21 protein-coding genes are annotated in these 23,821 nt (G+C 60.3%); all 21 read right to left on the bottom strand.

Annotated features, from left to right (window positions below):
* Nucleotides 1-24: 24 nt before the first annotated feature.
* Nucleotides 25-1,026 carry a serine/threonine-protein kinase gene (locus J3P75_RS00915; RefSeq protein ID WP_206414455.1) on the bottom strand — a complete coding sequence of 334 codons (1,002 nt, stop codon included), beginning with the start codon at nucleotides 1,024-1,026 and terminating at the stop codon, nucleotides 25-27.
* Nucleotides 1,023-1,751 carry a PP2C family protein-serine/threonine phosphatase gene (locus J3P75_RS00910; RefSeq protein WP_336356515.1) on the bottom strand — a complete coding sequence of 243 codons (729 nt, stop codon included), beginning with the start codon at nucleotides 1,749-1,751 and terminating at the stop codon, nucleotides 1,023-1,025. The genes J3P75_RS00915 and J3P75_RS00910 overlap by 4 nt, the downstream gene beginning before the upstream one ends.
* Nucleotides 1,751-5,290 (bottom strand): type VI secretion system membrane subunit TssM, encoded by a 3,540-nt coding sequence (tssM, locus tag J3P75_RS00905; RefSeq protein ID WP_434709010.1) that lies wholly within the window; start codon nucleotides 5,288-5,290, stop codon nucleotides 1,751-1,753. Before tssM ends, J3P75_RS00910 begins: the two co-directional genes overlap by 1 nt.
* A 13-nt stretch (nucleotides 5,291-5,303) precedes the next feature.
* Complete coding sequence (gene icmH, locus J3P75_RS00900) at nucleotides 5,304-6,179, bottom strand: type IVB secretion system protein IcmH/DotU (RefSeq protein WP_090287580.1); 876 nt, start codon at nucleotides 6,177-6,179, stop codon at nucleotides 5,304-5,306.
* Nucleotides 6,180-6,184: 5 nt separating this feature from the next.
* Nucleotides 6,185-7,516 carry a type VI secretion system baseplate subunit TssK gene (gene tssK / locus J3P75_RS00895; RefSeq protein ID WP_434709009.1) on the bottom strand — a complete coding sequence of 444 codons (1,332 nt, stop codon included), beginning with the start codon at nucleotides 7,514-7,516 and terminating at the stop codon, nucleotides 6,185-6,187.
* 2 nt (nucleotides 7,517-7,518) lie between these two features.
* Nucleotides 7,519-8,019, bottom strand: coding sequence for a type VI secretion system lipoprotein TssJ (tssJ, locus tag J3P75_RS00890; RefSeq protein WP_434709007.1), 501 nt, complete (start codon nucleotides 8,017-8,019; stop codon nucleotides 7,519-7,521).
* A gap of 5 nt (nucleotides 8,020-8,024) precedes the next feature.
* Nucleotides 8,025-9,221, bottom strand: a complete 1,197-nt coding sequence (gene tagH, locus J3P75_RS00885) for a type VI secretion system-associated FHA domain protein TagH (RefSeq protein WP_394504592.1) — start codon at nucleotides 9,219-9,221, stop codon at nucleotides 8,025-8,027.
* Between the two features lie 18 nt (nucleotides 9,222-9,239).
* Nucleotides 9,240-9,380 (bottom strand): type VI secretion protein, encoded by a 141-nt coding sequence (locus J3P75_RS00880; RefSeq protein WP_434709005.1) that lies wholly within the window; start codon nucleotides 9,378-9,380, stop codon nucleotides 9,240-9,242.
* A 93-nt stretch (nucleotides 9,381-9,473) separates the two neighbouring features.
* A complete protein-coding gene (locus J3P75_RS00875) occupies nucleotides 9,474-10,994 on the bottom strand; it encodes a sigma-54 interaction domain-containing protein (protein ID WP_434709004.1) in 1,521 nt (506 codons plus the stop codon).
* A 10-nt stretch (nucleotides 10,995-11,004) separates the two neighbouring features.
* Nucleotides 11,005-13,662, bottom strand: coding sequence for a type VI secretion system ATPase TssH (gene tssH, locus J3P75_RS00870; RefSeq protein ID WP_434709003.1), 2,658 nt, complete (start codon nucleotides 13,660-13,662; stop codon nucleotides 11,005-11,007).
* 11 nt (nucleotides 13,663-13,673) lie between these two features.
* Nucleotides 13,674-14,681: a type VI secretion system baseplate subunit TssG gene (gene tssG, locus J3P75_RS00865; RefSeq protein WP_090287595.1), complete on the bottom strand. Its 1,008-nt coding sequence runs from the start codon at nucleotides 14,679-14,681 to the stop codon at nucleotides 13,674-13,676.
* Complete coding sequence (gene tssF / locus J3P75_RS00860) at nucleotides 14,645-16,432, bottom strand: type VI secretion system baseplate subunit TssF (RefSeq protein ID WP_093096845.1); 1,788 nt, start codon at nucleotides 16,430-16,432, stop codon at nucleotides 14,645-14,647. Before tssF ends, tssG begins: the two co-directional genes overlap by 37 nt.
* A gap of 69 nt (nucleotides 16,433-16,501) precedes the next feature.
* On the bottom strand, nucleotides 16,502-16,924 hold the full coding sequence (locus J3P75_RS00855) for a hypothetical protein (protein WP_434709002.1): 423 nt from the start codon (nucleotides 16,922-16,924) through the stop codon (nucleotides 16,502-16,504).
* A gap of 7 nt (nucleotides 16,925-16,931) precedes the next feature.
* On the bottom strand, nucleotides 16,932-17,345 hold the full coding sequence (locus J3P75_RS00850; protein WP_434709001.1) for a hypothetical protein: 414 nt from the start codon (nucleotides 17,343-17,345) through the stop codon (nucleotides 16,932-16,934).
* Between the two features lie 52 nt (nucleotides 17,346-17,397).
* Complete coding sequence (locus J3P75_RS00845; protein WP_434709000.1) at nucleotides 17,398-18,327, bottom strand: DUF6402 family protein; 930 nt, start codon at nucleotides 18,325-18,327, stop codon at nucleotides 17,398-17,400.
* 12 nt (nucleotides 18,328-18,339) lie between these two features.
* Nucleotides 18,340-18,864 (bottom strand): PAAR domain-containing protein, encoded by a 525-nt coding sequence (locus J3P75_RS00840; protein WP_083353839.1) that lies wholly within the window; start codon nucleotides 18,862-18,864, stop codon nucleotides 18,340-18,342.
* An 11-nt stretch (nucleotides 18,865-18,875) separates the two neighbouring features.
* Entirely contained in the window at nucleotides 18,876-19,283 is a 408-nt protein-coding gene (tssE, locus tag J3P75_RS00835; RefSeq protein ID WP_434708999.1) for a type VI secretion system baseplate subunit TssE, read from the bottom strand.
* Between the two features lie 9 nt (nucleotides 19,284-19,292).
* Entirely contained in the window at nucleotides 19,293-20,768 is a 1,476-nt protein-coding gene (gene tssC / locus J3P75_RS00830) for a type VI secretion system contractile sheath large subunit (protein ID WP_016772499.1), read from the bottom strand.
* Between the two features lie 25 nt (nucleotides 20,769-20,793).
* Nucleotides 20,794-21,297 (bottom strand): type VI secretion system contractile sheath small subunit, encoded by a 504-nt coding sequence (tssB, locus tag J3P75_RS00825; protein WP_003229587.1) that lies wholly within the window; start codon nucleotides 21,295-21,297, stop codon nucleotides 20,794-20,796.
* Nucleotides 21,298-21,329: 32 nt separating this feature from the next.
* Nucleotides 21,330-22,892, bottom strand: coding sequence for a type VI secretion system protein TssA (tssA, locus tag J3P75_RS00820; protein ID WP_434708998.1), 1,563 nt, complete (start codon nucleotides 22,890-22,892; stop codon nucleotides 21,330-21,332).
* Between the two features lie 641 nt (nucleotides 22,893-23,533).
* Nucleotides 23,534-23,809, bottom strand: a complete 276-nt coding sequence (locus J3P75_RS00815) for an HU family DNA-binding protein (protein WP_003213368.1) — start codon at nucleotides 23,807-23,809, stop codon at nucleotides 23,534-23,536.
* Between the last annotated feature and the right edge of the window lie 12 nt (nucleotides 23,810-23,821).

Here is a 23,821-nt window from a genome sequence, read left to right as displayed (position 1 = left end):
TGCTCCCTGTTCGAATGTCATCCGTTACGCCCGAAGTCGCAGACGTTGCAGCCAGGACGAAGTGGCGCCCAAGGCGTCACGCAGTTGTTGGGCAGTGATGGTGCGTTCTGCCGGGTTGAAGCTCAGCGCGGTTCGCAGCGCTTGCCAGCCCTGTTGGGGTAGATTCGCTGGGGCGTGCAGCTCGCGCTCCAGATGCTCGTCGCGAGCCTGGGTCGAGGGCAAGCGGCGGAACGGGTGTTTGCCGCTCGCCAGTTCATAGATCACGCAGGCCACGCCGTAAACGTCCGCGCTGGCCGACAAAGGTTGGCCCTCAAGCAGTTCGGGGGCGGCGTAGCCCGGGGTCCAGGCGTTGAAGCGTTCACGGCTCAGGTGCGGCAGGCCGGGCAAGGTGCCCTGCTCTGCCTGACCGAGGCCGAAGTCGAACAGGCGCAGGCCGTCTTCGCTGAGCATGACGTTGCTTGGCTTCAGATCACCGTGCAGCACGCCGCGACGGTGGGCGTAGGCCAGCGTGTCGAGCAGCGGCAGGACGATGTCGCGCAGTTCTTTCCACGGCAGGCCGAGGGGCCGCTCGCAGAGCAATTTGTCCAGGGTCAGGCCACGCATGTATTCCATGGTGATGAAGGCCCGCTGGCAGTCGGTGTCGACTTCAAAGGTGTGCGCACGTACGACGTTGTCGTGGCGCAGACGCCGGGTCAGGGCGAACTCGCTGTAGAGCAAGGCACTGGCGTCCGGCGATTCGGCAAATTCTTCGCTGAGGATTTTCAGCGCAATGTAGGGATCGGGATCACCGAACTGTTCATGCAGCAGATCCCGCGCCCGGTAAACCGCGCCCATGCCACCGGCCCCGAGCAGACGCTCGAGGTGGTAGCGACCGGCGAGTACATCCGGCAGTGCGCCGATGCTGGCCTTGGTTGGCGCCAGCAACGGTTCTGCCTGATTACCTTTGGCAAAAGCGAAATAGGTCAGGTTATTTGCCTGCTCTTCGCTGATCAGCAGGTCATCGATGGGCGATTCGAGTTCACTCATTGGCGGATCACCACGGCAGTCAGGTTGTCACGCGCGGCGCCACGCAGGGCGCCGTCGAACAAACGTTCCAGCGCCACATGCGGCGCGCTGAGGCTGAGGGCGTTGCCGAGGGCGTCGCTGCTCAGGCCCTGGTACAAACCATCGCTGCAAAGCAAAAACGCATCGCCCGGATAGACCTCAAGTTCCAGCACATCCAGGGTCAGTTGTTCGGCAGCACCGACGGCTCGGGTCAACGCCTGAGCCGCCGGATGCGCTGCCGCTTGTTCGACGCTCATTTGTTGCTCGTCGATCAATTGCTGTTGCAGCGAATGGTCCTTGGACAGCTGATACAAACGTTGCCCACGCCACATATAGCAACGGCTGTCGCCGGCCCAGATGCAGGCCGCGCGATTGCCTTCCACCAGCAGCGCGACGACGGTGCTGCCCATGATGCTGTCGTGACGCCCGGCGGTGACCGTCAACTCTTGCCCCAAACGCCGGTTCAGCCAGTGCAGGCACTGGCGGATGGCTTTGAGGCGTTCGTCGAAGTCCTCGTGTTGCGGCAGTTCAGCCAGACTGGCGACGATCAACTGGCTGGCGATATCGCCACCCTGATGACCGCCCATACCGTCCGCGACTACCCACAGCCCATGCTGTGGCAGGTCGAGGAAGGCATCTTCGTTGCGCGCCCGCACCTTGCCCGGGTCGGTACGCGCCGCGCTGCGCCAGGCACTGGCCACCAGCATCAGAGCTGCACCGGCATACGGAAGGTGCGCAGCACGCCCATGTCGAACGGGTTCGGCGTGCGCTGACTGGTCAGCAGGTAGTTGGCGCGCAGGCCGCCCACATCGGCTTTGAGCACCAGCACGTCGCGACCGGTCATGTACTCGGTCTGCATCAGGTCGAACAGACGGAACAGCGACCATGGGCCGGAGTTCTTCTCGATGCCGATCGGGCGCCCGGCCATTTTGTCCATGACCAGACTGGTGCGACCGTCTTCAGCGTCGGTCGGCCATTTGAACGACATCGGCAGGATCGGACCGTGACGGTATTCCATGGTCTTGTCGCCGAACTTGAACTCGGAACGGCTGACGGCCGGGTCGAGGGTGTACGGCTCCAGCTTGAACTGCACGGTCGGTTCGGCCGGGTTGATCGAGAAGAAGCTCTGGCGAATCGTCAGGGCTGCGGCCATCTGATCGAGGTAGACCTTGGACACCGGCAGGCTGTGACCGTCGACGCTGCGCATGCGGTAGTTACCCGGATCGCCGCTGACGAACGGACGCATGTAGTTGTCGAAGAAGCGGTCGACGATGCCTTGCGCCTTGAAGAACTCGCGGAAGTCGCTGATCGCCACGTCGCTGGTGCTGGTGGCGCTGAACGGATAACGCTTGCTGATGGTTTTGCCATACACGCTGTACAGCTCGTTCTGATAACGGCCGTTCAGGTATTGATAGGCATCGTTGAGCACCAGGCGCCACGAGTCTTCAGCCAATACGTTGAACCATACGCTCAGCGGACGCGGCAGACGACCGGAGGCATTGCGCAGGTTGGTCAGCGCATCGCGCTGGCCGCTCATGCGGGTTTTCGCCAGTTCGAACGCGGCTTGTTCCGGCGTGCTGGAACGGGCCAGACCGGCCAGTTGCAGCTGCAGGTCGTTGAGCGCGCTCAGCGCAGGCGTCAGGTCCGCCGCCGGGCCGTTGTTGTCATCGAGCAAGCGATGCAGCGGTTCGAAGCGACGTTGCAGCGACTTCTTCGCGGTGTCTGGCAGGTTCTTGGCGACCTTCAGCGCCGAGGCCTTGTCCGCCACGGCAGACGCCAGTTTGCCGACCTTGCCCAGCTTGCCTTTCTGGTCGGCCAGCGCATCGGCCGCATCACCCGCTTCCTCCACGGGGTCTGCCGTCGCTTCGAAGCGAGTGTTCTCACGCACTTCAGTGAGCAGCGCCAGCACCGGCGAGTTGGCCGAGGTCAGGCCCGCCAGTTGCTCGGCGCCTTCACCGGCGTCGCTGATCGGCGGCAATGCAACCTGGCCAACCGCTTCGCTCCAGTAGTTGGCGTAGTCGCGGAAGTACAGTTGCTCCAGTTCGACCATCAGGCGACGCAAGTCCATGTCGCTGATGCCCGCGCCTTCGCCCAGTACCCAGTTGTCGCGCAGGATGTCGGTGACCAGCGCCGAGCCCTGCACCGAGAAGTACTGCTGATAACCGCTCTGGGTGTAGAAGCCCGGAATCACGTATTCGGTGCCGATGAACAACGAGCCTTGCGGGCCGAGGTGCTGGCTGAAACGGTAGTCCGGCAGGTTGCGCGCCTGCTCGCGGAGCATGCGGTACACCACGGTCGCCAGCGATTCGCTGCGCAGGACCTGACGCGCCTGCGTGACCAACTGATCATTCAGTGGATAGATGAACGGCTGCTTGAGCAAACGATCGAGGTGCGCAGTCAGACCGTTCTGCACCGCGGTGTTGCCGGTGTAGCGCTGCGACCAGTCGGTGGCGATCCAGTCCTTCAGCCAGACCGCATCGCGGCGGTCCTTCATGTTCAGCATCAGGTATGCGCGCAGGCTGTTGAGCAAGCGATCGCGATCCTTCATGTTGGCGCGGATCTGCCCTTCGAGCATGGTCGCTACCCGTGGCAGCAGTTGCGCTTCAAGCTCATGCTCGTAGGCTTGCTTGACCACCGGATTGACGTCTTCGCCCTGATACAGCCCACCGCGTTCGTGATACGACACGTCGCCCTTTTTCGGGAAGGCCTGGGTCGCGGCGTAACTGGTGTCGAGGGTTTTCAGCACGCCCATGGCGTCATCGCGTGGCGTCAGCGCCGAACGTTGCTGGGTCCAGTTCTGCGCCAGCGTGCGCAGGTTTTCCAGGCGCTCGTAGTTGGCCGAGAAACCGCCAGCCCAGAGCATGCCGAACAGCGCCAGTGCCGCCAGTGCGCCAACGTACAGCGCGCGTTGACCCCAATGGATGCGGCTACGCTCGCGCTTGTCGAGACCGGCCAGATCGGCTTCGGGGAAAATAACCTGGCTGAACAGGTGATGAATGAACCGCGAACGGCCGCTGCGCAGGGTCGGCAGCACACCGGCGTTCATGCCGAGGCTGGCGCCGATACCGGCGGTGGTCGAATCCATTTCCTGGGTCAGGTGCGGCGCGCTGGTCAGGTAGAAACCGCGCAGTTGCGTGGCCCGCTGATAACGGTTGCCGGTGAACGCCATGTCGACGAACAGGCACAGGCGCTCGCCGATCTGCCCGAGTTGATGCGGGAAGTCGAGGATGCGGCCACGGCGCTGGGTATCGCGCTCGGAGTGCATGCGCATGATCACCTGGCTGTTGAGACGACGCAGCAGCTCTTCGAACTCGTTGCGCAGTACTGCCACGTCGGTGCCGACCTGATCCTTGCGGAAACTGGTACCGAGCACCTGATCGCTTTCTTCGCGGGTCAGTTGGTCGAAGAACTCGTCGAAGCCGAGCAGCTTGTCGGCCTTGCTCAACACCAGATACACCGGCACATCGACATGCAGTTTCTGATGCACGTCTTGCAGACGCCCACGCACCTGACGCGCCAGCGTATCGATGTCCTGTTCACTGCCGCCGAGCAGGGTTTCCACCGGAATGGTCACCAGCACACCGTTCAACGGACGACCGCGGCGACGCTTGCGCAGCAGCTCCAGCAGGGTGGTCCAGGCGTTGCCGTCGACTTCGGCGTCGGGCTGGGTCATGTAGCGCCCGGCGGTATCGATCAGCACGCCGTGATCGGCGAAATACCAGTCGCAGTGACGGGTGCCGAGGGTGTCGCGGGTCAGCTTGCGGTCGATCTTGTTGATCGGGAATTCCAGACCGGAAAAGTCCAGCAGGCTGGTCTTGCCGGAAGCCTGCGGACCGATCAGCAGGTACCACGGCAAGTCACTGCGCCAGCGCTCGCTGCGGCCGCGATACAGGCTCGAGGTCTTCAGGGTTTTCAGCGCGTCCTTGAAGCGCGCCTTCAATTCTTTCTGCTCTTCGTCGATCAGCTCTTCGCGGCGAATGCGGTCCTGGCCGTCTTCGCTGGCTTCCTCGGCTTTCTTGCGAATCCCGGCGCGCCAGCTGACGAAGACCATGGTCAGGCCCCAGATCAGGAACAGCACGGCGATGGTCAGCAGACGCGAGGTCGGGCTTTCCCAGAACTTGTAATCATCAACCGCCAACAATGGACCGGCGAACCACACCAGCAGCGCCAGAAACAGCACCAGCAGCAAGGTCCAGACCCAGGTCTGGCGCAGGAAGGCGCCGACTTTCTTGAAAAACTTTTTCATCACACGTCCCTGTTTACGGCTGCGACTGCGGTTGCACCGCGGCCGGATCAAGCGGCTGATAAGGTTGCAGAACGGTGTCGCGCTGCTCGCCCAAGACCCAGGCGAAGCCCGAGTACATCACCACCAGGCAGACCAGCGTGAACAGCACCACCATCCACGCTGGCACGATACGCACCAGGTTGCGGCGCTGGTCGTTGAGGCCTTCCCAGTGCGGCGACAGCTCGCGCGGCACGTCGCCACGCAACTGACGGATCTGCCGGTACAAGGCATCGCGGATGCCCTCGAGTTCGAGCATGCCGCGTGCCTGTACGCGGTACTTGCCCTCGAAACCGAGCGACAGGCACAGGTACATCAGTTCGAGCATCGGCAGGTGCTTGACCGGGTTTTTCGACAGCCGATCGAGCAGCTGGAAAAACTTCTCACCGCCGAAGGTTTCGTTGTGGAAGCTGCTGAGCAAACTCATCTGCGACCACTCGCTTTCGTTGCCCCACGGCGTGGTCACGACAGCTTCGTCGACCACGGTGCAAAGCACGTAACGCGCGGCCATCACCTGGCTGCTTTCGGCGCCGTTGTGCAGGGCGCGCACTTCGAACAGCTTGAGCCCGGCGGTCAGGCGCTCGTTGAGCGCGTACAGGTCTTCGCGGGTTTCGCTGTGCTTGAGGCGCACCACTTCCGAAAGCAGTTCCGACGAGGCCGCGACCAGCGAGTTGAGGCTGATGTTGAACGCTTCAGCCGGACGCAAACGCGCGGCGTAGATCATGCGTTCTTCCAGTTGCTCGAAACGCGGCGGCGCGGCGAAGTCGGTCAATGGACTCGACGCCGGTCCGTGGCCCTGGCGATCGAGCAGGACGGTTTTGTCGTCCTGGCTGTAATCCGTTTCCTTGATCATGTCGGTCAGTTCCTGATGGCCCAGAATTTCAGTTCAAGATTGGCGAATTCGCCGGACACGTGGAACGCGAAACCGCCGGAGCGCTCGAGTTGTGCCAGGTCTTCGGAACTGAGTTCGAGAATGAAATAGGTTTTGTTGGAGTGGAACGCGATCTGCCGCGGGGCCACCGGCAACGGTTTGACCTTGATGCCCGGCAGGTGCAGGTTGACCAGTTGGCGAATGCGCTCCACCGGGCCGACCTTGAGGTGCGCCGGCAGACGCTGGCGCAGTTCTTCGGAGTCGCAGTCGGCACTGGCTGCCAGCACGAACGACGCCGAGCCGAGCAGTTTGTGGTCGTGCAACGGCGAAACGATGATGCCGTACTGACGCGCTTGCAGGATCAGTTCGATGGCGTGCTGTTCGAGCACCATCGACAGTACCTGACGAATCGCTTCCATCAGTTTGCGGAAGCTGGCGCCCTGATCGGCGTGGGAATAACGGCTGTCCAGACGCGGGCGTTTGCTCTCGCCGGAGAAAGTCGCCAGATCACCGAGCATGGTCAGCAGCGTGCGGTACAACTCTTCCGGGTGCACCTGCTCCAGCCCCAGATAATGGCGCAGCAGCAGTTCGGTGCGGTTGATCAGTTGCAGCATCATGAAGTCGCCAACCTCGGCGCCGCCGACCTTGCCGTTGGAGCGAATCCGCTCGGCAATGGTGTCGCCACGGTGGTTGAGCATGCTGATGACTTCTTTCAGGCACGACAGCAAATAGCTCGACGCGTGAGCCTGAATGTAGGTCGGCACGAAATCCGGGTCGAGGCTGATCACGCCGTCGGGCGTGGTGTCGAGCACGTCGCAGATCTTCAGCTTGACGTAGGCCTGATCGCTCTGCTGCTCGCCGAGCAACAGTTTGAAGTCCGGGCGACCGCAGCTGACCTGGCTGGCGGAATCGTCGCCAGCGTTGGAGTCGGCAACTTCGGCGTCGTACGCGGTGTAACGCGCGAGCACGTCGGATTGCTCCGGGCGGCGCGCCTCGATGTGGTTGCCGGTAACCAGCGGCAGCGCCAGATAGATCGGCGTGTTGCCGGTGTTCGGCGGCACGTCCAGCGCCAGCGGTTCGGTGTTGCCACCGAGTTCGAACAGGCTGCCGTCCGGCAAAATTCCCGAGGCTTCACTGATCACCAGTTTGCCCATGTTGAGAAACTGCAGGTCGATTTCCAGATTGAGAAAACCCCAGGTGTAGCCACCGAGCAATTGCGTGCGGGTTTTCATCTGGTGATCGTAATAGCGATCGTTGTGCTGGAAGTGCTGCGGACGCAGCAGCATGCCTTCCTGCCAAATGACTTTATGGGTGTTCATGTTCAGTCATCCGCCTTGGCGAGCACTTGATGGGTGTTGCGGATTCCGGTCTGGTCCAGCGTCAGATCGACGTCGGTGACTTCCAGCGGCGTGATCTGAACCGTGTGGCGCCACTGGGTGTCCGGCAAGTCGCGGTAAGCGGCGAGAACGCCAACATAAAGGCTGCCCTCTTCCACCTTGAGCTTCATCTCCACGGTTTCACCCGGGCGCAGTTCGAGTTCTTCGCTGGCGACCAGATCCGGGTTGAGGGCTTCCTTGGCGCGTTCGTAGAGGCTGAAGAAATCAGCGTTCTCGAAAGTCACCGGGTGCTTGAGTTCGAACAGGCGCACCACGATCGGCGACGGCCGCCCGTTGAGGTCCGGGTTGAGCTGATCGCTGCCGGTCAGTTTCAGGTTGATCTTGGTCACTTTCGAGTACGGCGACAGCGACGAGCAACCGGCGAGCAGCACCAGCAGGATGAGCGCAGTCAGCGTCTGGAAAAAAGCGGTCGAGCGGCGAGACATGCGCATCATCCTTGGTGGTCGGTGTGGAGGGTGGAAATCAGGCGGATCTGTTCTTCGTAGGCCTGAGCGAAGTCGCGGGCCAGCAGGCGCTCGCTCCAGTCATCGTCCTGACGCAGCGCCTGGTGATAACGGCCGAACGCTCTCCAGCGTCCGCCCGACGTGGCGATCAGTGGCTTGTTGTCGCGCTCGAAACGCAGGGTCAGTTGCTCCGGCGAGAAGTGCTCCAGCGTGCCGCGCACGGCGGCGCGGCTGGCGGTGAGCAAGGCCACTTGATGCGCCTGCAGATCACGGAACGCGCGGGAGATCGCCTGTTCGGCCGGCAGATGCCCGGGCTTGCTCGGCTGCAACAGAATCTCCAGCGCTTCGCTCGGGTCAACGGCGAATTTCAGCGGGTTCTTGTTGGTGCCTTGCACGGTGGTCTGGGCCAGACGCAATTCGTTTTTCAGCTCCGAGCGGGTGCGCAGGCTCTGCTGCAAACCGCCGACGCTCTGGCGCAACAGGCGCGCCGCATTGATCGCCATGGCCTCGCGTTCGTCGTGGCTGAGGCCTTTGACGTCGACCCCCAGCGCCGCGCCGAAATGCTCCCAGAAGCCGTCGCTCTGACGCTCGACGGCTTTCGGGGCCGGAGCGGGCTCGGGTTCGACCGGGGCGGCGATCAGCTCCGGCACCAGCAGGCTTTCCATGTCGATGCGCGCGTAGTCGGCACGCTGACGCGAATCTTCCGGTTTGGCCGTGGGCGCCAGCAGCTCGTCGATTTCCGAGTAGACGCGCTCCTGCTGTTCAAGCGCATTGAGCGGGTCGAGGTCGAGGAACGCGTCGTCCGGAATGATGCTGCCAGCAGCACGCGGACGGCCGACTTCGCCGTCGAAGGTCGCCGGGTCGCGCACCAGCCGCGCGCGAATCTCGAAGTCGCCGAGAATGTAGGTGCTGCCGTGCTCGATGCGCACCGGCTCGCCCTTGTGCAGGCGCGCGTGGCTGCTGCCGTCCTGGACACCGTTGCTGCTGGTGTCGGTCAGAAAGAACGTGCCGTCGCGGTAGCTGACAATTGCGTGGTGATTGGACAGATGACGCTTGCGGTCAGGGATGATCCAGTCGCAGTCCTCGCCCCGCCCGATCACGCCACCGGCCTGTTTGAAGGTCCGCTGGCACAACTCGGTGGGCACGAACTGCTTGGTGTTCAGCATTTCGAAAACCAATTCCATGTTTGATGCTCCTTGCGGTCACTTGCCGCGATTGACCGCTTGCGGATCACCCAACGGGCGATAGTCGTTGTCGTTGAATTTGTAATTGCCGCTACAGCCGCCAAGGCCGCATAGAACGACGAGGGCCAGCAGGACAGCGTGCCAGTGACGAACAGACATCAGAGGGTCTCCAGGTGTAGACAAAGCACAAAGCGCCGACCCTTGCGGGCGGCGCTGAAATGGGTTTTTCGGGTCAGTTCGATGCGTTTTTGCCTAGCCATCGAAATCCCCCAGATTGATGTTCAGACGGCCGAGCCGGTACAGCAGCGTGCGCCGTGGCAGCCCCAGTTCGCGGGCGGCGAGGGTCTGGTTGCCGTCGTTCTTGCGCAGGCAATCAAGCAGCAAGGTGCGCTCGACCTGCTCCAGGCGTTCGCGCAGATTCAGATGGCTGTTGTCTTCGAGGATCGGCTCCATGCGCAGAGCAAAATGCTCGGCGAGCAGTTCGCCGCCTTCGCACAGCAGCACGGCACGTTCGACCAGCGCTTTGAGTTCGCGCACGTTGCCGGGGAAGGTGTAACCCGACAGGTGTTCCAGTGCCGCGCTCGACCAGCGCACCGGATCGCGTTGCAAATAGGCACAGGTTTTTTCGGCGAAGTGTTGCGCCAGTTCGAGGATGTCGCCCTCGCGCTGCCGCAGGGCCGGCAACTCGATCGGGAATTGCGCGAGGCGGTAATACAGGTCTTCGCGGAACTTGCCTTCGCCGACCAGCGCTGCCAGATCACGGTGCGTCGCAGCGATGATGCGCACGTCGATCTTGTGCGTGTCGTTGGAACCCAGCGGACGAATCTCGCCTTCCTGCAACACGCGCAAAATCTTCGCCTGCAACGACAGCGGCATGTCGCCGATCTCGTCGAGCAGCAGCGTGCCGCCGTTGGCCGCATCGAACAGACCGGCGCGGTCGCGGTCGGCGCCGGTAAAGGCGCCCTTGCGATAGCCAAACAGCTCGCTTTCAAGCAGGTTTTCCGGCACCGCCGCGCAGTTCTGCACGATGAATGCCTGGGAACGGCGCGGGCCACAATCGTGGATCGCCCGGGCAACCACTTCCTTGCCGGTGCCGGTTTCGCCACGCAGCAACACGGTGTACGGGCTGTGCAGGACTTTGCTGATCAGCGAATGGGTCTGGCGCATCGCCGCGCTTTTGCCGATCAGGCCGTAGCCGCTGATGCTCGGTACGCTGCGCACCGCCGTCGCCGATTCCGCCGATGGCTGACGCAGACGTTGCAACAAATGCAACTGACCGAGCACGAACGAACCGAGCTGACCGAGGGAATCGGCAAAGCCCTGCAAGTCGGTGCGGCGACGACTGGCGCAGAGCAACAAGCCTTCGACCGCTTTGTGGCTGTTGACCAGCGGCACGCACAGCAACGACTGCCAGGCGCTTGAGGTCGCCGGTAGAAAACTGGTCTCGTGCAAACTGCCGCTCAAATCGTCGAGGCACACCACGCGGTTCTGGCACAGGGCGAATTGCAGCAGCTGTTCACCGTTGTAATCGGCCGGCAGGCTCGCTGCCTGGCGCGGTTGCAGCGCGCCATCCAGGCATTCGGCGTTCATCCCCAGGCAAGTGTGAGTGGCGTCGAGCAGGTACAGCTGCGTCAGTTCGCAACCGCTCAGCTCGGCCAGCCCGCGCACGAAGTCACCCTGCAGCGCAGCACCGTCCGCCGCCCGCGACAGACTGGCGAACTGCGCCAGCAACGCTTCGGCGTAGACCAGTGGCTGCGGCACTCGAGTGAACATCACACCCACCTCAGGCGAACTCGCACGTCACGCTGGCGTCGCCGTCGAGCGTGGCGTGCACGCGCTTGAGGCTTTCACCCGTGGCCATCGCATCAAGCAGACGATCGGCCACCAGCGGCAATACGTGCTGGTCGAGCAAATGGTCGATCAGGCGCGCGCCGCTTTCGCTTTGCGTGCAGCGCTCGGACAGGTGATCGACGAGGTTCTGGCACCAGGTGAAATCCAGCTGACGACGATTCAGGCGCTCGCCCAGACGACCGAGTTTGATTTCGATCAGTTCGCGCAACACCGGGCCGCCGACCGGGTAGTACGGCACCACTTTCATCCGCGCCAACAGCGCCGGTTTGAAGTGTTTGCTGAGCACCGGGCGAATGGTTTCTTCGAGCACTTCAGCGGTTGGCCGCGCACCGTTTTCGCAGAGGTCGCTGATCTTGTCGCTGCCCAGGTTTGAAGTCATCAGGATCAGCGTGTTGCGGAAATCGATCTCGCGACCTTCGCCGTCGTTGGCCACGCCTTTATCGAAGATCTGATAGAACAGGTTGAGCACGTCCGGGTCAGCCTTTTCGACTTCATCGAGCAGCACCACCGAATACGGTTTCTGCCGCACCGCTTCGGTGAGCATGCCGCCCTCGCCGTAACCGACGTAGCCCGGTGGCGCTCCGATCAGGCGCGAAACGGTGTGCTTCTCCTGAAATTCGGACATGTTGATGGTGGTGATGAAACGGTCGCCGCCATACAGCAGGTCAGCCAGGGCCAGCGCGGTTTCGGTCTTGCCGACGCCGCTCGGGCCGACCAGCAGGAACACGCCGACCGGTGCGTCAGGCTTGTTCAGACCGGCCGCAGTGGCGCGCATCGAGCGATCCAGCGCGTGCACGGCTTGTTCCTGACCACGAATGCGCGTGCGCAAATCGGTGGCGAAACTGGCCACCTTGGCGTTGTGTTCGCGGGCCAGTTGCGCCAGCGGCACGCCGGTCCAGGCGCTGATCACTTCGGCAACCAGACGCGGGCATACTTCGAAGCTGACCAGACGCTCTTTGACTTGTGCAGCGGTCAACGCCGTGTGGGTTTCGTGCAGCTGCGCTTCCAGCGCTTCGACGCTTTGGCCTTCTTCGACTTCGGCAGCGTGGGTTTCGATCACCGTGCCTTCAGCGTCCTCCTCAACGCTGACCGTCGGCTCGACAGCCGCGGCTTCGCGGGCCTTGGCCAGTTGCTGACGCAATTCCAGCAGGCGCTCGGCCAATGATTTCTGCTCGGTCCACAGGGTTTCCAGCGCGACCATTTCACTTTCGGCTTCGTCCAGACGCGCTTCCAGTGCTTCCAGCGCTTCGTGGTCGATCAGCAGACCGGCCTCGGCATCGCGACGCAGGGCCTGACGCTGACGGCCACCTTCCGCCAGTTCGCCACGCAGGCGCTCGAGGCTTTCCGGGGCGGCGGCGAGGCTGATGCGCACGCGAGCGCAAGCGGTGTCGAGGACGTCCACGGCTTTGTCCGGCAGTTGTCGCCCGGCCAGATAACGCGCGGACAATTCGGCCGCGGAGACCACTGCGTCGTCGCGCAGGTAGATGCCGTGGCTCTTCTCGTAGACCTGAGCCAGACCACGCAGGATGGTCACCGCTTCACTGACAGTCGGTTCGTGCAGTTGCACGGGCTGGAAACGACGGGCCAGTGCCGGGTCTTTCTCGAAGTATTTCTTGTACTCGGCCCAGGTGGTCGCGGCGATGGTGCGCAGTTCGCCACGGGCCAGCGCCGGTTTCAGCAGGTTGGCTGCGTCGGAGCCGCCGGCATTGCCGCCCGCGCCGATCAGCGTGTGGGCTTCGTCGATGAACAGAATGATCGGTTTCGGCGAGGCTTTGACTTCGTCGATCACACCTTTCAGGCGACGCTCGAATTCGCCTTTGACGCTGGCGCCGGCCTGCAACAGGCCCATGTCCAGCGAGAGCAGTTCAACGCCTTTGAGCACCTGCGGCACTTCACCGGCGGCGATACGCGAGGCCAGACCTTCGACGATGGCGGTTTTACCGACACCGGCCTCACCGACGACGATCGGGTTGTTCTTACGTCGACGGGCAAGGATATCGACCATCTGGCGGATCGCGCCGTCACGGCAGAGCACCGGGTCGAGTTTGCCGTCGCGGGCCTGCTGGGTCAGGTTGTGCGTGAAACGCTGCAACAGCGATTCGCCTTGCGCGGCCGGTTTGCCGTTGGCTGCCGGCTGCTCCTGTTGCGACAGGGCAAATTCCTTCAAACGATCGATGTTCAATTTGGCGAGCAGCGGCTGATAACGGCTGCCGGCGTAGCGCATCGGGTTGCGCAGCAAAGCCAGAATCAGTGCGGCATCTTCGACCTGGGTCTGGCCCAGTTCCAGGTTGGCCACCAGCAGTGCGTCTTGCAGCCACTGCACCAGTTCCGGGGCGAACACCGGGTTGCGCGAAGCGCTGTGCTCGACCCGCGATTGCAGCGCGGCGCTCAGCTCACCGGCATCGACATCGGCATCCTGCAAGGCGCGCGACAGCAAGCCGTTCGGACGTTCCAGCAGGCCCAGCAGCAGGTCTTCGACGAGAATCTTGCTGCCGCCCCGGGCCACGCACCGCTCGGCCGAACGTTCCAGATCACGCCGGGTTTCGGCGTCCAGCGCCTGGATGAGTTGTTGCAGGTCTACGTTGATCATGGCTCACGTCCTTAATGAATTTTGCTGCCCAGGGTCACCACGCCGTCCGCTTTCTCGCGGCCCAGCCAACTGGTCCAGCCGAGGCGACAGGCGTTCTGTTCACCGATGCGCAGTTCGCGGATTTCTTCCTGGCGCAGGACCAGGCGAATGTCGTAATCGAGCGGGTCACGCAGGGTGAACCGCACCAGCGCGCAGAGCGGCTGGTAACCGAAACCGATCGGCAGGAATTCGTGGAAGCGCTGCCAGTCGAGTTCGGTGATGTGAATGCGGAATTTGCCGCTGCGGTCGCGCACGTGTTCGCCGAGCACCAGGTCTTCGCCGAGCAGGCTGTTGGCGCGGCCCAAACGATTGCGCTGCTCATCGAGAATTTCCACGCGGCGCTCGATGCACTGCTCAATGACCAGGTCTTCGTGCTTGAAGTAGTAACGCAGCACGGCTTCGATCAGCGCCGCCGAGTGCGCCCGCAGGCTGAGCAGGCCGAGGTACGGCAGCAGGCGTTTCCAGTTGAGTTCCTTGGCCTTGCGGATCTCGTCGCCGCCCAGACCGATCAGCGCGAACAGCTGCGCCGAGAACGGATCGACCGCACCGCTCTGAAAGCTCGCGCGGTAGCGGTATTTGCGCCAGATCGGCAGCATCAGCCGTTGCAGGCGATGGTGGAACAGGTCGAGGAAATTGCGTGTCGGGTTGCCGTCCTCGCTGTCGCCCAGCGCCTGCTCGCCGTAGAACGCCGGCAGCGGCGAACCGGAGCCGACCAGCCCGATCAGGTTGAAGCGCATGCGCGCGCGCATCTTGCCGTGCTCTTCGAAAAACTCGACGCGATCGACGTCACTGCGCGGAAAGCCCAGGCTCGGGTTGGCCTGAAACTCGACCTGATCGTACAGATCGTCTTCGCTCAGGTGCGGGTGGGCCTCGCGCAGCCGGTCGATCACCAGCAGCACGGCCTGAAACAGCGAGTACTCGCGTATTACCTTGGTCAGCCCGCTTAGAGCAGGGGCTGCAGGCCCATACGTGGTGTCCATTGGTACACCTCTCCCTGTGTGCTTTTTACCCGCAGCTCATGGAATGAATTGAGACTGGCGTAAAGCGCGAAAAACTCGTTGAGAACCGAAGCGAAGACGAACAGGTCGCCTTCGCCGATATAGCCTTCCGGGTCGATGGTCAGTTCGGTGCGCAAACCGCGCACCGGCAGGCCGCGATGCAAGCGGTCGACGTGGTGATGTTTGATGTGCTTGAGGCCGCCGAGCAGGCGTTTGCTGACCTTTTCTGCGTGCTGGTCGTAGTAGCGCGGCAGGTCGTAGGTTTCCAGAATCACCTTCAACGCATTGACGTCGGCCAGCGACAGATAGTTAAGCGACATGTTGCTGATCAGCTTCCACAGGAAGTCACGGTTCAGCGGCGGCGCAAAACTCGGGGTGGCCGGGGTGATGTTGCGGAAGCTCAGGAATTCCGGAGTCTCTTCGCAGGCCATGCAGATGTCGCCGAGCTTGAGCTTTTTCGGCAGGTTCTGATTGGTGCACATCAGCTCGATCGACAGGGTTTCGTGGGCTTCGGTGTGGCGGATGCCGAAGCTCAGGTAGGTGTCGAGGCCGTCGTGCAGCAAGGACGAACGCTGGCGAATGCTGTAATGCGGGCGGCTGTTGGGGACGTCGAAACTCGGGTCGTGCTCGAAGGACTCGAACGGCACGTACTCCTGATAACCGAGGCCGCCGGGCTTCCAGCCAGTCACGGTTTCCACCGAGAACACACCGCAGTTTTCCAGATCGTATTCCGCCGGCAGCAGCAGGTATTCGTCCTGTTTGCCGTCGAGTCGGATTGGCAGTGCATCGTGGGCAAACAGGTTGGCAATCGGCGTGCAGAACAGCTTGACGTTATCCAGCGTCGGACGCATACGCATGATGCCGCTCTTGCGAATATCAAAACGCAGTTCGAGGCCGCGCATCTGCTTGAGCGTGTCTTCCGGCAGCGCCTTGAGAATGTCGAGGCCGTTGACGTCGACGAAAAGGAATTTGTCCTGGAAGGCGAAGTATTCCTGCAGATAGCGATAGCCACGGAAGGTGTTCAGCGGATACGGGATCAACGCCTCTTCTTCGGCAAAGCCCACCGGTTTCACGCGGTCGCCGGGAATCTTGAACGCCATTGGCTTGCCGCTGACGCCATCGATCGGCTTGCCGGCGCCATCGAGCGGGATCAGTTCGATGCCGTCGAGGTTGCGCAGCAGGCTCAGGTAGAGCATCTGGCTGATGTAGCGCTCACCGGCAAAATGCAGACGCAATTTGCTCAGTTCCAGCTCACCGAGATGGCCGTCGGCACTCATCTCCAGGCGCAGGCTGAGCAGCGAGCCATCACCCTTTACCGAGTAGTTCAGCGCCGCCAGATCCAGCGGCAGCACCTCGGTCGGGTAGCAGGTGCGGAAACGGCAGCGCACGTCTTCGATCGGCTTGCTCTCGATCGGCGTATCGCGCTCAACCAGCAGCGCCGGCCCGGAACGCTTGAGCGGGTCGAACTGCAAAATGCTGAACGCCGGCAGCGGGCGCATGTAGTTCGGCCACAGCAGTTGCATCAGCGAATGGCTGAGCTCCGGCAACTCGTCATCGAGCTTCTGGCGCAGCCGCCCGGTCAGGAACGCAAAGCCTTCGAGCAACCGCTCCACATCCGGATCCCGCCCGGCCTGCCCCAGATACGGCGCCAGCGCCGGACTACGCTCGGCGAAACGGCGACCGAGCTGGCGCAGTGCGGTGAGTTCGCTTTGGTAGTAGTGGTTAAAGGACACGGGGTACCTGCCTGGTAGTGGAGCTCATGGAAATACCGACCTGTGGATTACGTTCGACGCCCGACTTGGTCATTGGATGGCACCTGCAGGCCGACTTGGCTGAATGCGACCTGTGATGTTTCGCAAAGCCCAGCGCAACTCGATGACTTGAGTGGTGAGGATCGCCAGCAACGTGACGCAACCTTGGGCCACGCCGTAGAACAGGGCTCTTAAAGGGTTGTCGGGTAGCATCCAGAGCAGGATGAAGCCCACCATCAGAAAAAGGATGACCAGCTTGGCAACCAGATTTGGAGTCAGCGCAACGATCAGATTGACGCTCAGAAAAATGTAAAACAGTGCGTAAGTCGCAATGCCGATGGCGACGCCATGGGAGGTAAATCCGCCGTTAAAAAGCTTGTAAGCATGCACAACCGCGTAATTCAGAAATGCATAAGCCACGCATCCGAGGGCGTGGGTTGATAAACATAGGGCGAGACGGACGTAGCTGTTCATACTGCTATCAGTTTTCCAGAATCTCGTAGGGTGTATTACTGATGAAAATATTCAGCCAGCTTTCTTCCCATTGCGGCATGGAAATTACAAAAGCCTTATCTTTCTTTTCGAAGGCGATCCAAGTAATTCCAACCTCAGCATCATCTTCAAATGTACGCATGTCCAATGACTGAGTATCATACAGCGGGGTTCGATATACCTTTCCTGGCTCTTTTGAATCGATAACTCTTAAATACGCCATACCACCAAGCATGAAGATCCTGCCGACACGTACATTCTCAATTGTGTAGCGGCCCGAGGGACTAGCTGTAGTTGTACTTGCAGGATAGTCCAGCATTGCGTTCAAGCAATAAATCAGCAATGCAATAAACACCAAGAGCAAACTGATAGGCACTAGCCATTTCTTTTTAAGCGTAGTCATTTTTTCGCCACACCCAGTTCGACAGCGGATTGTACATGAGTAAAAATGCGCATCATTTATTCCAAACATTAATAACTGTCGCGGGAACGTTTTGATATTGAACATCAGACAGAACCTGGAAATCACCGCCTTTTTTAAATTCCATCCGATATTTTACAAAGTGAGAATTTGTAATATAGAAATAACGCGAGCTCTCTATTTCCCTAAACATCGCCTGAGAATCTTCCGCACTGATATAGGGGTTTGAAGCGATGTCTGACTTCATCTGCGCTGCACCGGCATTTGCGGTGGCCGCATAGGCAGGGTTGGCTATACCATCAAAGTTCCAGAACCCCAATGGCTGACTGAAATTGTCATCCGGTGAGTCATTGAAGTCATACGCGTCCTCAGCATAAAACCCAATTCGCTCCACAAACAGCTGAATGCTATCTAGGGAAATAACCAGTTTTCCTTCTGGAAATACGCGGACATTAAAGTTTGCCAGCGCAGCTCGCAACTCATCAGTTTTCTCTATCAGGCCAAATTTAACTGCTCGATTATTACTGTATCCAAACTCTTCAACCTTCCTAGCGCTCGCAAACTTAAAAGGATAGACACCCGGCGCCGAGCCAAGATACTTATCTTTAATCTTCTTGCTTATATTATTACGACCTGCAGTATTATCCCAAGCAGACTTAAGCTCTTCAATGACAGCTTTCGCAGGTTCAAACTGCATCAACCAGCCCATTTTTACGATAGTGTCATTCACGTAGGCGATGTCAGCAAGAGCAATATGGTCTTTGACCTCTTTACTCATCGCACCATCGGCGGTTGGCCATGGCGCGCCATCAAACCAGTGGCGCATAAGCTTCGCAGCAACTGGCCATTTCATCTTATCCATCGCATCAGGTATGTCTGTGATTTTGAATTGACGGACAGCTGCAGACTTACCAGTTTGGTTACTGGCCGGCGTCAGACTTGATGCTATTTTCGTATCCGCCATAACAAACACCTTTTATCCAATTACGACTTCAGATTGCTGTTCAATAGTCAACTCATAGGACTCCGCTATAGAGGACGAGATTTTTTGCGTCTTCCCGTCGGCTCCCGTGACCCCACTGATAACTTTCCCCGAGGCTGTTTTGAAGCTGTATGCCACTCCCGCCAGTGGCTTCCCAGAGTCCTGACAATTGATGACGTAGTGCTCGTTAAACGGCCATTTGATCTCTACCGGCAACGGCGGCACAAACGGCGCCGGCGAATGCGAATTGCCGATAATCACCGTCCCCGATCCAGCCGTTACTTTATTGCCATGAGATCCAACCGAACCGACCGTGGCAGCCGGTTTTCCGTTGATCAACACGGTAGTGGCAAGATCGCCGACCAACGCACCACCACACGCCGAGGCATCGCCTTGGCGGGCGGCCGCGAGGCCGTCGAAGAACACGTCGCCGGAACCGGCGGCGATCGGGTTGGTGCCGTGGCCGGGGAGCGGGCAAGCGGTGGGGTCGGATACGCGTGCTGCGGGTTTGCCAGACATCGGGGATCTCCTTAGTTGACCTTGACTTGACCGCTGCCATCCAGGCGCGCGGAAAAACTGACCTGACGCTTGAACCCTTCAACTTCCAGCAGGCCTTCGATACTGAAGGCCAGGCGAAGCTGATCGTGGTCACGCGGCAGGGAAATGACACGCACGTTGCTCAGGCGCGGTTCGTAGGCTTCGATGAAGCTTTCGATGGCCAGGCGGGCCTGACTCAGCGAGTCGTGCAGGCTCAGGCGCATGTCATTGAGATCGGGCAACCCGTAGTCGGCCAGCGTTTGCACGCTGCCGGCCCGGGTGCTGAGCATTTTGGCCAGATGGGCAGCCACCGACGCCATGGCAGAAACCTCGAGGCTCTTGCCATTGCGTAGTTGTGCGTCGCCGTTGAGGCGTTCGAACAGGCTGCCGTATCCGTCCATGAGTCGCTCTTACTCTTTGTCCAGCTTGCCAACCAGCGACAGGGTGAAATCGGCACCCATGTACTTGAAGTGCGGACGCACGTTCAAGCTCACGCGGTACCAGCCCGGCTCGCCTTCAACGTCGCTGACGATCACTTGCGCAGCGCGCAGCGGACGACGGCCACGCACTTCGGCGCTCGGGTTTTCCTGGTCGGCAACGTACTGACGGATCCACTTGTTCAGTTCCAGCTCGAGGTCGGTACGTTCTTTCCACGAACCGAGTTGCTCGCGCTGCAGCACTTTCAGGTAGTGAGCCAAGCGGTTGACGATCATCATGTACGGCAGTTGGGTGCCGAGCTTGTAGTTCAGCTCTGCCGCCTTGCCTTCTGCGCTGATGCCGAAGAACTTCGGCTTCTGCACCGAGCTTGCGGAGAAGAACGCCGCGTTGTCGGAGCCTTTGCGCATGGTCAGGGAAATGAAGCCTTCCTCGGCCAGTTCGTATTCACGACGGTCGGAAACCAATACTTCGGTAGGAATCTTGGTTTCGATTTCGCCCATGCTTTCGAAATGGTGCAACGGCAGGTCTTCAACCGCGCCACCGCTCTGCGGGCCGATGATGTTCGGGCACCAGCGGAATTTGGCGAAGCTGTCGGTCAGCTTGGTGCCGAACGCGTACGCGGTGTTGCCCCACAGGTAATGCTCGTGGCTGTTGGCAACGGTTTCCTTGTAGACGAACGATTTGACCGGGTTCTCTTCCGGATCGTACGGGTTGCGCAGCAGGAAACGCGGCACGGTCAGGCCAACGTAGCGGGAGTCTTCCGAAGTACGGAAGCTCTGCCATTTGGCGAATTGCGGGCCTTCGAAGTGGTCTTTCAGATCTTTCAGATCCGGCAGGCCGGTAAAGCTTTCCAGGCCGAAGAATTTCGGGCCGGCAGCAGCGATGAACGGCGCGTGGGACATGCACGAAACGCTGGCCACGTACTGCATCAGCTTGACGTCTGGCGAGCTTGGCGACATGTAGTAGTTAGCGATGATCGCGCCCACCGGCTGACCACCGAACTGGCCGTATTCAGCGGTGTAGATGTGCTTGTACAGGCCCGACTGCATGACTTCCGGCGAATCTTCGAAATCGTCCAGCAGGTCTTCTTTGGAGACGTTGAGGATTTCGATCTTGATGTTTTCGCGGAAGTTGGTGCGGTCGACCAGCAACTGCAGGCCACGCCACGACGATTCCAGCGCCTGGAAGTCCGGGTGGTGGAGGATTTCGTCCATCTGACGGCTGAGCTTGGCATCGATCTCGGCGATCATGCGGTCAACCATGGCCTTTTTGACCGGCTCACCGTTGTTCTGCGGCTTGAGCAGTTCTTCGATGAAGGCCGACACGCCGCGCTTGGCGATGTCATAGGCTTCGTCGTCCGGAGTCAGACGGGTTTCGGCGATGATGCTGTCGAGAATGCTGTATTCGCCGCTGGCGGCGCTCTTCTCTTGTGCTGCGCTAGTGCTCATTATGTTGGCTTCCTTGGCAAGAGTCTCAGGCGTCCGGGGCTGCGGCGTTCAGGCCCAGCTCACCGAGTACGCGACCACGGGATTCGTCGTCGGCGAGCACGCCTTCGATCGCTTTACGGAACGCAGGCGCGTTACCCAGCGGGCCTTTGAGGGCCACCAGCGCATCGCGCAGTTCCATCAGTTTTTTCAGCTCAGGCACTTGCTCGACCAGGCTGGCCGGGTTGAAGTCCTTCATCGAATTGACGCGCAGTTGCACAGCCAGCTCGTCGGCCTCGCCATCTTCCTGCAGACGGTTCGGCACGCTCAGCGTCAGACCCAGTTCTTGCTTGGCCAACACTTCATCGAAGGTCATCTTGTCGATGCTGATCGGCTTGCGATCTTCGATTTTGCGATCGTCCTTGCGGTGGGTGTAGTCACCGATTGCCAGCAGTTTCAGCGGCAGTTCAATCTCTTCCTGAGCACCGCCGGTGGCGGGTTTGAAGGTGACGTTGATGCGTTCCTTGGGGGCTACCGAGCCTTCTTTGGCCATGGCTTTTCTCCTTGCGGTTGTGGCCCTGGGGCCTATTCGAGTACCACTTCGAGGTCGAGGTGGCACAGCCTGCGATAAATCTCTTCCTTGCGTTCACGTACGGCATGGTTCTGCGGCAACAACTCGCAGCAACTGTGCAGCAGGTGCAGCACTTCCAATGCAAGATCGGGCTCCCAGGCGTGCAGGCCTGAGTCCTGTAATGTCTGATCGAGGGTTTCGAGCTGGTTCTTGGCCAGTTCGTATTTCTTGGCCATGAAGCACAGCCGCGCGAGGGCGAACTGCCAGAAAAACCGTTCGCGCCCGCCGTGGGCCGATTGCAGACCCTGCTTGAGGGTCTGTACGGCCGGCTTGAGGCCTTCCTTGCGCAGCAGTGGCAAGACGTCTTCGAGGGCCTTTTCCCAGGCGGGCTGGGTTTCGACGTTTTCGCTCTCGACCTTGCGCGGCGCACTGGCGCTTTGCAGGTGCGGCATGACGTTGGCGGCGATCCACGCCCGAGTAGACGGATCGGCGAACGGCGCGCCGTCATGGAAGCGCAACTCGACAATGCCGGGCAGGCGCTGAACCAAAAGCGCGAAGTGGATTTCCACTTCGCGCATGGCCAATTCGGCGTTGAGGTTCTGGAGACATTCCCAGACCATCCTCTGGCCATCGAACCAGAACGGCGCCTTCGCCAGGCTCGCCTCCAGTTCCACCAGCAGGTCGGCGTATTTGCCCTGATCGAAACGGTCCTGATAGAGCTTGAGCTTTTCCAGCGGCAGGCCGCGCAACACGGTGATCTGCTCGGCGTTGCGCTCGGGTACCGCGTCGATGGTCATCCACAGCAATGTACGATTGAGGCGCAGGGCGCGCAGGTCGGTGGCTTTCTGTTTCAGCCACCAGGCACACAACGGCCGGGCACTTTCCTGCTGGGCACGCAGGGCTTTGTGCGCATCACGTTCGTTGTCGATCGGCGCGCCGGGCGTGAGCAACTGGGTTGCGGCCTGCTTGACCTGCGCCACCGCCGCGCCGACCACGCCGGGTGCCGGCTGATTGTCGGCAGCGCGCTGGATCATGGTTTTCAGGCGACGGGAGATCGGCAGCAGAAGTGGCGCGTCATCGCCCAGATGTTCAGTGCACGCGGCTTCGAGACCGGACAGGTGCTCGGAGAGCTGCCGGAACATCGGCAACTGTTCTTTGATCGCAATGTTTTCGGTAATGACCTGCTCGAGACGCGGCACCAGCCAGCCAATCGCGGCGGCACGGGTGCGCGGTTTGAGCGGGTGAACGTCGGCCCAGTTGTTTTCCGACAAATGGTGCAGCAGACCGAGGCCGGCGAGCAGCCCGGGGAAGGATTCGCGCTGGTACAACGACCAGGTCAGCCAGGCGCCGACACGCAAATCCTTGGATTGGGTACGCAGCAGGTTTTCGCTGTTTTCGCGGATTTTCAACCAGTCGATCTGCCCGCTTTCGTGCATCGACGAGGCTTTGGCCAGCTCGCTTTCCAGCGCCTCGAATTCGCTCGAGAAACGAACGTCTTCGCCCGCGAAATTCTCTTTGGAAACAGAGACTTTTGCGAGTTCGAGGTAATGGGCGGAAAGTTTGCTTGAGTAGGACATCCATGGCCTTTATTAAGGATTACAGTCGTGCGGGCGAATAGAGTGTCAGCCACGCGGGACAGTATCGAAGAGCAGTTCAGCGACTCATCCAATTGAGATGTGCTCTTTCAAGTGGGCGCATCGTAATCACAATGATGGCCACTAGCAAGCATCTGATTAAACAACAAGACGAAGTGTTCTTTGTTTGTTGTAGGAGGTTTCCTTATATCCTGTCAGGGTATCCCTGATACCCCCTTCGCCTGTGCATTCGCGCGAGATACGCCTGAAACCCTCGATCCAGAGCGCTCGTTCCAAAACCCCGCAACGCCCGTATGTGTGCTGACGAAGAAGGCTCGGAGCATGACCGCTTTTGAAAAATTCGGATGTAGGATGATTCCGAAAGACTTCGGTATTGTTTCAACGCATCACTGCGCGACAACAAAACAACATTAAAGGTGCCATCATATTGATAGCATTTATGAAAAATTATTAATCGCCCGAAGGTATGCAAAGCCGCCGCGCTAATCAAAAGCCCTTATTAATGCCTTTGCATTAGCGCGCGTGGTCCACTAATTGGCGGACATAAAAAATGGGCATTCGACCGCAATCGAAATGCCCATTTTTCTCAGCGGTTCTCCCGTTATTCAGGAGGTTCGCCGCAATTACGGATTAACGCTGTCTTTCAACGATTTGCCTGGCTTGAACGCAACGGTGTTGCTGGCCTTGATCTTCACCGGTTCGCCGGTTTGCGGGTTTTTGCCGGTGCGGGCGCCGCGGTGGCGTTGCAGGAAGGTGCCGAAGCCGACCAGCGTCACGCTGTCCTTGCGGTGCAGGGCGCCGGTGATTTCTTCGAGGACGGCGTTGAGGACGCGATTGGCCTGTTCTTTGGTCAGGTCCGCTTTTTCCGCGATGGCGGCGGCGAGTTCTGGTTTACGCATTAGTGAAGCCCC

Source organism: Pseudomonas sp. R1-1 (genome assembly GCF_051132135.1).
In the GTDB taxonomy this organism is placed as follows: Bacteria; Pseudomonadota; Gammaproteobacteria; order Pseudomonadales; family Pseudomonadaceae; genus Aquipseudomonas.
Note: the sequence above shows the minus strand (reverse complement) of the source record. Positions and strands in the feature narration are given on the sequence as shown.